The 10,744-nt window shown below is 65.0% G+C and carries 8 protein-coding genes and 1 pseudogene; 4 read left to right on the plus strand and 5 right to left on the minus strand.

What is annotated here, in order from left to right:
- The first annotated feature begins 97 nt into the window (after positions 1–97).
- Together APH27_RS06510 and APH27_RS06515 are read left to right on the plus strand one after the other, a co-directional pair.
- Positions 98–1,195, plus strand: coding sequence for a sugar diacid recognition domain-containing protein (locus APH27_RS06510; RefSeq protein ID WP_027917233.1), 1,098 nt, complete (start codon positions 98–100; stop codon positions 1,193–1,195).
- A 112-nt stretch (positions 1,196–1,307) separates the two neighbouring features.
- Positions 1,308–2,450, plus strand: a complete 1,143-nt coding sequence (locus APH27_RS06515) for a glycerate kinase (RefSeq protein WP_027917234.1) — start codon at positions 1,308–1,310, stop codon at positions 2,448–2,450.
- Here the strand turns inward: APH27_RS06515 and APH27_RS06520 are convergent.
- Entirely contained in the window at positions 2,388–3,404 is a 1,017-nt protein-coding gene (locus APH27_RS06520) for a LysR family transcriptional regulator (protein WP_082435017.1), read from the minus strand. The genes APH27_RS06515 and APH27_RS06520 overlap by 63 nt on opposite strands.
- Positions 3,405–3,557: 153 nt before the next feature.
- Between APH27_RS06520 and APH27_RS26790 the strand changes: the two are divergent.
- A pseudogene (locus APH27_RS26790) lies at positions 3,558–4,172 on the plus strand (SDR family NAD(P)-dependent oxidoreductase); the annotation flags it as partial.
- Complete coding sequence (locus APH27_RS26795; RefSeq protein WP_256250557.1) at positions 4,173–5,282, plus strand: SMP-30/gluconolactonase/LRE family protein; 1,110 nt, start codon at positions 4,173–4,175, stop codon at positions 5,280–5,282. It begins immediately after the preceding pseudogene.
- Here APH27_RS26795 and APH27_RS06530 read toward each other — a convergent pair.
- From APH27_RS06530 to APH27_RS06545, 4 genes are all read right to left on the minus strand, one after another.
- A complete protein-coding gene (locus APH27_RS06530; protein ID WP_218187545.1) occupies positions 5,272–6,252 on the minus strand; it encodes a site-specific integrase in 981 nt (326 codons plus the stop codon). The two genes, APH27_RS26795 and APH27_RS06530, sit on opposite strands and share 11 nt — an antisense overlap.
- 121 nt (positions 6,253–6,373) lie before the next feature.
- Entirely contained in the window at positions 6,374–7,246 is an 873-nt protein-coding gene (locus APH27_RS06535; RefSeq protein WP_060484321.1) for a phosphate/phosphite/phosphonate ABC transporter substrate-binding protein, read from the minus strand.
- The gene (locus tag APH27_RS06540) at positions 7,234–9,558 is read right to left on the minus strand and encodes a bifunctional diguanylate cyclase/phosphodiesterase (protein ID WP_060484322.1); all 2,325 of its coding nucleotides are present in this window, start codon (positions 9,556–9,558) and stop codon (positions 7,234–7,236) included. Before APH27_RS06540 ends, APH27_RS06535 begins: the two co-directional genes overlap by 13 nt.
- An 80-nt stretch (positions 9,559–9,638) precedes the next feature.
- Positions 9,639–10,625 (minus strand): SCO family protein, encoded by a 987-nt coding sequence (locus APH27_RS06545; RefSeq protein ID WP_060484323.1) that lies wholly within the window; start codon positions 10,623–10,625, stop codon positions 9,639–9,641.
- Positions 10,626–10,744: the final 119 nt, after the last annotated feature.

Consider the following 10,744-nt stretch of genomic DNA (forward strand, 5'->3'; position numbering starts at 1 on the left):
CGGGGAGTGCGACGCGCCTGTCTTTGTGCTTTTGCACAGCGTATCGTGCATGGCGCTGTGCCGCCGTACAAAAGCTGACACGATTAAGGATCGCTGAATGTTCGAACTGGACCATGACCTGGCGCAGGATATCGTCGATCGGGCGATGGCCATTCTGCCATGCAACGTCAACGTCATGGACAGCCAGGGGCTGATCCTCGGCAGTGGCGAGCCGGAGCGCATCAACACCCGGCATGAAGGCGCGCAACTGGTCCTGGCCAATGGCCGGGTGGTCGAACTGGACGTCGACGCGGCCAAATGCCTCAAGGGCGTGCAGCCTGGGGTGAACCTGCCGTTGATGCTCGACGGGCGCCTGATCGGCGTGCTCGGCCTGACCGGCGACCCGCAGCAACTGCGTACCTACGGCGAACTGGTGCGGATGACCGCCGAGATGCTCCTGGCGCAACGCCACCTGCAAGTCGAGCAACAGTGGCGGCGCCAGCGCTGCGACGACTTGCTGGCGTTGCTGCTCGGCGGCACGGGTGATTCGCCGCGGCTGCTGGACGAGGCCCAGCAGTTGGGCCTGAAACCCCAGTTGCCGCGGGTGCCGTGCTTGTTCGAGCTGCACTCCGGGCCGCCTGCCGAAACACTGTCGGCTTGGTTGATGAGCCGCTACCCGGAAAGCTGGTGCGTGAGTCCTTCGCGCGAGTCGCTGCTGTGGTGCCGGCCGGCGGGGCTGGTGCTGGATGAGGCACGCCTGATCGAACGCCTGCAGCGCCACGGCTGGGAGGTCGAACGCCTGGCGCTGGGCAGTGCGGCGCAGAGCCTGGAGCAATTGCGCCGGGGTTATCGACGGGTGCGTGACTTGTTGGCTTATGGCCGTGAGGTGCTGCCCAACGTGCAGCTGCTGAGCCTCAGCCGCTACCGCTTGCCAGCCTTGCTCTGGCGCCATCGCAACGAAGACGCCCTGGATGAACTGCTGGAGCCGCTGCAGCGCATCCGCGCCCGGGATGCCAGCGGCCAACTGCTGGCCACGCTGCGCGCCTGGTGCGCGCACGATGGCCAGAGCCAGGCCTGTGCCGATGCCCTGGGAATCCACCGTAACAGCTTGCGCTACCGCCTGGAGCGCATCGCTGAACTGGGCGAAGTAGACCCGCTGCGCCTGGAAGGCATGCTGAGCTTGTACCTGGGGCTGCAACTGCTGCCGGTTGATTGACCGCCAGCAAAGGCATTTGCCCAAACAACGCCGCCGGCCTTTTGTGCATCCGACCGAGGCCGCCGCGCCAGACAACTGTCAGCATGCCAGTCATCAGGACAGGAGAATCCCCATGAAAATCGTCATCGCCCCCGACTCGTTCAAGGACAGCCTCGACGCTGCCGGTGTCGCCCGTGCCATCGCCCTTGGTTTGGCCGAGGCGTTGCCCGCTGTCGAACTGGTCGAATGCCCGATGGCTGATGGTGGCGAAGGCACCATGGAGGCGATCGTAGCTGCCAGCCATGGCGAACTGCGCCGCCAGACCGTGCGTGGGCCGCTGGGGCAACGCGTGGAAGCGGGCTGGGGCTGGCTTGCAGAAAGCCGCACCGCGGTGATCGAGATGGCCCAGGCCAGTGGTATCCAGCTGGTTCCCAGCGGCCAGCGCGATGCCTGCCGCAGCAGCACCTGGGGCACGGGCGAACTGATGGCCGCCGCGCTGGCAGCCGGGGCGCAACGTATCGTTTTGGCCATTGGCGGCAGTGCCACCAACGACGGCGGCAGCGGTATGCTGCGCGCCCTTGGCCTGCGCTTGCTGGATGCCGACGGGCAAGCGCTGGAGGAGGGTGGCCTGGCCCTGGCCCGGCTGGCCCGTATCGACGCCAGTGGCCTGGACCCGCGCTTGGCCGAAGTGCAGGTCGAAGTGGCGGCCGATGTCGACAACCCGCTGTGTGGCGCCAATGGCGCTTCGGCGATATTCGGCCCACAGAAAGGCGCCAACCCCGAGCAAGTGCAGGCGCTGGACCAGGCCCTCGGCCATTTTGCCGACCACTGTGCGCAGTTGCTGGGTGAAGACGTACGCGACTTCCCGGGGTGCGGAGCGGCCGGGGGCATGGGCTTTGCCGCCAAGGCCTTCATGGGGGCGCGCTTTCGCCCAGGCGTGGAAGTGGTCGCCGAGTTGGCCGGCTTGGACGCGCTGGTGCAAGGCGCTGACCTGGTGATTACCGGTGAAGGGCGCTTCGACGCCCAGACCTTGCGCGGCAAGACCCCAATGGGGGTCGCGCGGGTGGCCAAGCGGCACGGGGTGCCGGTGGTGGTGCTGGCGGGGACCTTGGGCGAAGGCTACCAACAGCTGTATGCCCACGGTATCGACGCGGCCTTTGCCTTGGCCAACGGGCCGATGACCCTGGAGCAGGCGTGCGCGAACGCTGCGCAGCTATTGCAGGACCGTGCCAGCGATATCGCCCGTGTCTGGCAATGCGCCAGGCAGCAGCGCTGATACGTTGCAACCCTCCAGCATTACCGGGCTTTGCAGGGTGTCGGCAAAGTGCCGCGGCGCACCCTGCTCGAGCATGGCAATGAAGCTGCCCAAGGCCGGGGAGGTATTCTCGGTATTCCAGTTCATGTACAGGCCCATGGTCGGCGTGGGCTGGCCCTTGATCGGGCGGATCGGGCGGAACTGCACGCGGTCGCGCAGCGTCGAGTAGGCAATCGATTCCGGTACCAGGGCAACGCCGAAGCCGCAGGCTACCAGCCCTACCAGGGTGTGGATCTGCGCGGCCTCCTGGACGATCCGGGGGTGGAAGCCGGCCGACTCGCACAAGGCGATCAGTTGGCCGTGATAGCCGCTGCCCAGCGCCTGTGGGGTGAAGACGAAATCCGCATCGGCAAAATCGCGCAGCTCGACCGCTGGCTGCCGCGCGCAGGGGTGATTGGCCGGCAAGGCCATGACGATCTGTTCGCTGAGTATCAGGCGGGATTCGAGGGTGTCTGACGATACGGGCAGTTTGCGCATGAAACCGACATCCGCTTCGCCCGCCATCAATGCCTTGGCCTGGGAGGCCGAGGGCATTTCGCGAATGGTCAGGCGCACGTTCGGGTAGACCTCGCGAAACTTCTTCAGGGTGCTGAGCAGCGACTCGTAATAGGCGATGGAAATGGCGGTGATGGTCAGCTTGCCGCTGATACCTTGGGACACGTTGCGCGCGTACTCGATGCCTTGCTCCAGTTCCTTGAGCGTGCGGTAGGCCGTTTCCAGAAACGCCGCACCTGCGGCGGTGAGCTTGACCGCCCGCTTGTTGCGCAGGAACAAGCTGAAGCCCAGCTTCTCTTCCAGCCGGCTGATCGCCTGGCTCAGGGGCGGCTGCGCCATGTGCAGGCGCAAGGCGGCCTTGTGAAAATGCAGCTCCTCGGCGACGGCAATGAACTGCCTGAGCAAGCGTGTCTCGATCATTGCATGTTCCTTCCATGTTCCTTCGTCGAGGTCGAGTCTGACCGGTGCCAATGGGCAGTGATATCTCAGGGATATCAAAGTTGCATGCTTTTAATATTAAGTCATTGATTTTTTTGTTGTTATCGTAAAAAGGAGAATCGGAAGGGCTCTACAATGCCAATTACAGACCCATTCAAGGGCAAAGTCGCCATCGTCACAGGCGCGGCCCAGGGCCTTGGCCTGGACTACGCCACGGCACTGGCAGCCCGCGGGGCCCGGGTCGTCATCAGTGACCTGGGCACCGATCGGTCAGGTGAAGGGCAGGACCCCACAGCCGTCAACGCGGCGCTCGACACCTTGCGCGCCAGCGGCTTCGACGTGGTCGCCCATACCGGCCAGCTGGAAAATGAAGACGCCTGTCGGCAGCTGGTGGCGCTGGCCATCGAACACTTCGGCGCACTGGACATCCTGATCCATAACGCCGGCTGGGTGGACTACCAGGGCATCGAGACTCAGCAGCAGGCATTTCTTGACCGTGCGCTTGGCATCAGCGTGCAAGCGCCGGTGTGGCTGGCCAAGCATGCCTGGAAGCACCTGAAACGCTCAGCGGCACCACGCATCGTCCTGACCACTTCCGACCGGGCTCTGTACCAGCGTTATGCGCAACCGGGGCTTGTCGCCTATGCGGCGGGCAAGATGGCCCAGGTCGGCATCATGAATGCGCTGAGCATGGAAGGGCAGGAGCACGGCATTCTGGTCAACGCCATCTCGCCCGTGGCCAAGACCCGCATGTGGGGGATCAGCCAGGCACCGGAAGAACTCAAGCCCGAGTGGGTCACGCCAGGGGTGCTGTACCTTGCCAGTGGCCTGTGCCACGACACCGGCTACATCCTGCGGGCCAGCAACGGCCAGTTCACTGCCACACGTTTCAGCGAAAACAGCGGGGTCAGTTACCCGCGTGACCTGGCACGGGTCGAGGCTTCGAGCCTGGCCGAGGTGGCCGCACGCTGGAGCCGCATCAAGGAATGCCACTACGTACCGGTGAAGGTTGCCAATACCCGCGCCGACCTCGGTGAGAGCCCGGTCTGGGACGCGCAAACAGGGGCGTTGTACTTCGTTGATATCACTGGCGGGCGTATCAACCGGCTGCTGCCCGATGGCGAGGTGGAGCTGCTGTATGAGTCGGCCGCACGCATTGGCGCCTTGGCACTGACTGATCGCGGCAACCTGATCTTCACCGAAGACGCCAGTGCCGTGCTGCTCGACCTTGCTTGCGGGCGCATTCGCCAGTACTCGGTACCCGTGCATCCGCGCTCGACCTATCGCTTCAACGATGGCGCCTGCGACCCACAGGGGCGCTTTGTCACCGGCCTGATGGACGAAGCCCCGAGCGGCAAGACCGGGGCGCTGTTCCGCTTCGATGGCGAGCTCATTGACGAGGTGATCCATTGCGGCCTGGCATTGCCCAATGGTCTGGCCTGGTCGGCCGATGGCCAGACGCTGTTCTTCGTCGACTCTGTCGAGTGCAAGATCTACCGCGCCGAGTACCTGGCAGAAGGGCGACTTGAGCAGGTCAGCCTGTTCGCCGAGACGCCTGCCGAGCTGGGCCGGCCAGACGGTATCGCGCTGGACCGCGAAGGCGGGCTGTGGGTGTGCCAGTTCAATGGCAGCTGCCTGCTGCATTACGACCGCAACGGCCACCTGGTCGATCAGGTGGTGATGCCGGTGCCACGCCCGACCAGTTGCTGCTTTGGTGGCGAGAACCTCGATACCTTGTACATCACCACCGCACGCGTCGGCATGGCGCCGGCGCAGTTGCGGCATTACCCCGATGCCGGCGACCTTTATGCGATCCGCCCCGAGGTGGGCGGCATCGCCCGCTATGTCTTCAAGGAATGAGCGCCTGTCCCTGGCCGGCCGGTAACACCGCCAGTTCGCCAAAGCGTTGCGCAGCATCGATGTAGCGCAATGCCGATTTGGCGTCTTTCCAGCCTACGTAGCTCATCAGTGCCTTCAGCTCCCAGCCATTGGCGGTTGCCCAGGTGGCAAAGCCGCGGCGCAGGGAATGGCCGGTGTACAGCGCGGCGGGCACGCCGGCACGTTCCAGCATGCGCCGCAGCAGGCCGACCAGGCTGTTGCTGTTGAGCGGCCTGTCACTGAGGTTGCCCCAGCGGTCGAGTTTGCGAAACACCGGCCCGTGGGCGATGCCAGCCACTTCGAGCCACTGCAGATACGCATTGACCGGGCACAGTGTTTTCAGCGCCGGGGTGCGGTGCTGCACGCCCAATGCTTCGCGGTCGCCCTTGCTGCGCGGCAGAAACAGGGTGATCCCGACGCCGGCCTCGGCCTGGATGTGCTCCACGCGCAGGCGCGCCAGTTCATCGCCGCGAAAGCCGCGCCAGAAGCCCAGCAACAGCAAGGCGCTGTCGCGCCGGGCACGGCGCAGGGCTTGCAGGTCGTGGCATGCGCGGGCCTGGGTGGCTTCTGCCTCGAAGCGTTTGACGGCCGCTTGCAGGTGCTGCAGCAACAGCGGGGCGGCCTGGCGCGGGGGCGTCGGGTGCAGGGTGCGGATGCCGCGCAGCACCTGGCGCACCAGCGGCGCTTTGGTCGGGTCGGGGAAACCTTGGCTGATGTGCCATTGGCTGAGTGCGGCAAGGCGTTGGCGCAGGGTGCTGACGGCATGCTGTTCGGCGTGGTCGGCCAGATAGCGGGCGATGCTGTCGGCAGTAGCGGGCAGGAACCCGCCCCAATGGGCATCGAAGTGTTCGATGGCGGCCTGGTAACTGCGCCGGGTGTTGTCGCGGGTGGCGGCGCGGACGTAGCGCTCGATGTCGGTCATGGTTGGCAGGTTGGCGAGAGACAGTGACACGATAAAGCTAATTGGTTCGCCTGTCCCGGCCTCTTCACGGCTAAAGCCGCTCCTACAAGGCCTGCGCATACCCTGTCGGAGCGGCTTTAGCCGCGAAGAGGCCGGAACAGGAGAAACTGGATCAGCGAGGCAACAAGGCATCCATCATGCGCTGCAGCGGTGCATATTCGGCCTTGCTCACCGGCACCAGCCCGCTGGCATCCTGGGAGGCGACAAAGGCTGCCAGTACGTCGGGGTCATCCAGCATCGCCGCGCGAATGCGTTGCCTCAATGCCGGGCACAGGCTGGCACTGAACACATAGGGGTCGTAGTAGATCGGCTGCGAACGCCATTGCACCTTGAGCGCAGCGGGGCTCAGGGCATGCCGCGCCAGGTAGGCATCGGCCCGCTCGCTGGCGACGAAGGCGGCATCCACGCGGCCATCGAGCAGCGCCTCCAGTGCCTTGTCGTGGGTCCCGGCATACACCAGCGCGCCGAAGAACTGCGGCAGGGGCGAGCCGACTTCAGCCGGGAACTCGACGCTCGGCACCAGGCTGCCCGAGGTGCTGGCCGGGTCGCTCAGGGCCACGCGCTTGCCACGCAGTTGCTCGATGTCTGCGAACCTGTCGCCACCGGTCAGTAGCAGTGCCTGGTAATGGCTGCCGGCTGGCGTATAAGGGCCCGCACTCAAGGTGAAGGTCGCGAAGGGTTCGATTCCGGGGTCGCGACGGTTGGCCAGCACATAGGACGCTGGCCCAAGCCGGGCGATATCGGCGCCGCCAGAGACGATGGCATCGACCACGCCTTCGTAAGAGGCGGCAATCACCAGTTCCACCGGCACGCCAGCGGCCTGGCTCAGGCGTAGCAGCAGCGGCTGGTGTTCGCGGACCATGTCTTCGCTGCTCTTGATCGGGATCACCGCCAGGCGCAGGCTGCGTGGCGTGCAATCGGCCAGCGCATTGTTGGCCAGCAGGCTGGCCAGCAGCAGCCCAGCCAGGGTCTTCACAACACGCATGGCTTTTCCTCGATACCGTTGAAGGGCGGGTACTCAAGCAACTGCGCTGGCGACAGCGGCCGGCTGAAGTGGTAGCCCTGGGCGATATCGCAGCCGGCGAGCTTCAGGCACACCACTTGCTCGCGGGTTTCGACGCCTTCGGCTACCACTTCCAGGCCCAGGCGCTTGGCCAGGATGATGGTCGAGGACACGATCGGGCTGTCGTCGTAGCTGTTGGACAGCGGCGCGATCAGCGAGCGGTCGATCTTCAGCTTGCTCAGCGGTAGTGACTGCAGGTGCGCGAAGCCCGCATAGCCACGGCCGAAGTCGTCCAGGCTGATGCCCAGGCCGACTGCGCGCAGGCGATGCAGGTGATCGACGGCGGTGCCTTCGGGGTCGAGGATGGTGGTTTCGGTGATCTCCAGCTCCAGGCGCTGCGGGTTGATGCCGTACAGCTGCAGCTTGGCCAGCAGGCGGGTGCTGAAGTCGGCCTGGCGCAACTGCATGGCCGAGACATTGACGGCCAGGCGTGCCTCACGGCCCTGAGCATCCCAGCGCGCCAGTTCTTCGCAGGCCAGGCGCAACACTTCCCAGCCCAGCTCGATGATGAAACCGCTGCGTTCGGCCAGGCCGATGAAACGGTCCGGGTAAAGCAGCCCGAATTCGGGGTGATCCCATCGCACCAGGGCTTCATAGCCCAGTACACGGTGGCTATCGAGGCGGATCTGTGGCTGGTAGTGCAACACGAACTGGCGCTCGCTCAGGGCCGTGCCGAAGGCCTGTTCAAGGGTGAAGGCCTGGATGTCGGAAAGGTTCAGCGAGGGGTCGAAGAAGCGGTACTGGGCACGGCCGGCCTGTTTCGCCGAGTACATGGCGGCATCGGCGCAGCGGATCAGGCTGTCGATGTCCTGGCCATCTCGCGGGCAGATGCTGACACCGACACTGGGGCTGGTGTTGACCTCCTGGCCGTCGAGGGCATACGTGGCCGAGAGCTTCTGCACCAGCGTGCGCACCCAGCTGTTGATCTGCGCCTCGCTGCGTTCGCCGGCCAGCAGCACCACGAATTCGTCACCGCCAAAGCGCGAGGCTTCGTCGCCAGGCTCGAGCAGGCGCTGGATGCGCCCGGCCACGGCCTGCAGCAGGAGGTCGCCAATCTTGTGCCCGAGCGAGTCGTTGATCGACTTGAAACGGTCCATGTCGATGAACAGGATCGCCATCAGGCGGCGCTTGCCGCGCTGGCGGGTGAGCGCTTGCCCGGCGACGTCGACGAACTGGCGGCGGTTGTGCAGGCCGCTGAGGTGGTCGGTGGCGGCGGCGTGGCTGCTGCGCCGGTGTTCGTCCTCCAGGCGGCCGATCAATTGCTGGTTGACCTGCTGCGCGTGCTCCAGGGCGCTGAACGCCTCCTGGCGCTTGCGCAGCAGGCGCAGGGTCCAGGCCAGGCTGACGATGATCATCAGGGTCATGCTCAGGTTCAGCCAGAACTGCCGCGAAAAGGCCAGCGCGGAAGGGGCAAGAATCTCGTCATAGCGCTGGCTGACCACCACGCTGAAGCCGCGCTCGGGCACGCGCCGGTACAGGCTCTGGTAAGGCACTCCGGCAGCGTACTGGGTCAACTGCCCAGCGTCGTCGGCATCGGCCATGTCTGGCTCGAAGCTGTCGCCAGCCACCACCACGCCACTGGTGTCGATGCGCAGGCGCTCCTGGCCATCGTCCTGGAGCAGGCGCATCAAGCCGCTGTGGCCGAGGTCGATGTGCTGGAACAGCACCGCCAGATAGCCGATATCGAGCTGCACCACGAGAATGTTGTCGATCTCGCGGCCTGGCAGGTCGGTCAATGGCAGCAGGAATGGCAGGCGCCAGTGGGGCATGGTCGATGCCGAAGTGTCTGGGGTGGCCCGCGGCAGGAAAGGTTTGAAACCGTAGTGGGCGACATGCACCTGCAATTGCTTCAGCCAGTCGCTAGGCAGTGTTGCAGGTTCATCGCTGTGGCTGGTGGAAAGCAGCCGGCCCTGGCGGTCGTACAGGCTCATGCGCTTGAACACCGGGTCTTCGGCCAGCAGCCTGGCCAGGCTCAGGCTGCCCTGGCGCAGCGACTTCATGTCGTCCTGGGTCACCCGGCCCACGGCCTGGGCGCGGTCGACCAGCTGGCGCAGGCTTTCGGCAACGATGCTGGCCAGGTTCAGGTGCTCGGCCGCCTTGGCTGCCAGCGCATCCTGGCGCGAGGCGGCTTTCTGGGTGACGTGAAGCCCCCAGAGGAAGGTCAGGGTGGCTGCACAGAGCATCAGGATCAACAGGCGCAGGAGGCCTGCGGAGGAGAGAGAGCGGCGTATCACTGCTGGTATTCCCGACCCTGGGTGATGGTCGAAAAATACGACAGACAGATGACAACCTCATGACTAATGGCTAATTGCCTCTAAGGTTTTCCCCGGTCAGCCAGGGGCGCCTGTATGCGTGAAGTTTCTTCCTGCAGGTAAGTGATCAGCGCAGTGACCTCGGTATCGCCCAGGCGCATGTTGGGCATGGCCAGGCGGTTGTACTGTTCGTAGAGCAGGGTGGCTAGCGGTTCCTTCTCGGCCAGCATCTGGTCAGGCTCCTTCAGCCAACGTATCAGCCAGCTGGGGTCGCGTTGCTGGGTCACGCCCAGCAGGTCGGGGCCGATGCCGGGTTGGCCGGGTTCGCTGTTGCCCACGGTGTGGCACGAGGAGCAGCGGGTACGGAAGATCTGTTCGCCACTGCTGGGCGGGCGGATTTCCGGTGCGCTGGCGTAGTCGTTGGCCATGTCGCTGGCCTGTTTCCAGTTGTGCAGGCTGTTGCCCAGGCGGTCGGCGAGGATGTACGGGCTTTCGAAGGGCGAGGCCTTCATCCAGCGGCCAGTGGCCTGGTTGCCGATGATCAGGCTCAGGTTGTGGTCCTTGGAACGGCCGTTCTCCAGGCCTTCGATATACAGGCCCAGGCGCCGGCGCAGCTGTTCGATATCGCCTGGTTCGCCCGTGAGCAGGGTCCAGCCGGGGCCGATGCCGAACTTCTCGGCGTAGCGCTTGAGGGTGGTGGGGGTGTCGTTGTAAGGGTCGATGCTGATGGAGTAGAGGAAGATGTCCTTGCCGATCCGGTCACCGAGGATTTTCTGTACCTGGCGCAGGCGGGCGGTTTCCACCGGGCAGGAGTCGGAGCAGCCGGTGAAGATGAAGTTGATCGCCACCACCTTGTCCTTGATCAGGTCGTCGAAGAACCGCACCTTCTTGCCGTCCTGGGTCACCAGCGGGGTGTTGGGGAAGTAGTTGGCGCCCCACGGCGTGCTGGCCTCGACCGAGGGTGCCGACTGTGCTGGCTTGATCGGCCAGTAATGAGTACCGGCGGCGAACAGGGTGAGGGCAAGTAGAACACGCCATGACATGGCCATGATGCGATCCTCTTTCTGCTTGTGTGGTGATGGACGGCCTCATCGCCGGCTAGCTCGCTTCCACAGGCGCTGCGCATCGCTCTGAACCTGCGCTGTACCTGTGGCAGCCGGCTTGCCGG

Origin of the sequence: Pseudomonas sp. NBRC 111123, assembly GCF_001320205.1 — a bacterium.
Lineage (GTDB): Bacteria > Pseudomonadota > Gammaproteobacteria > Pseudomonadales > Pseudomonadaceae > Aquipseudomonas > Aquipseudomonas putida_J.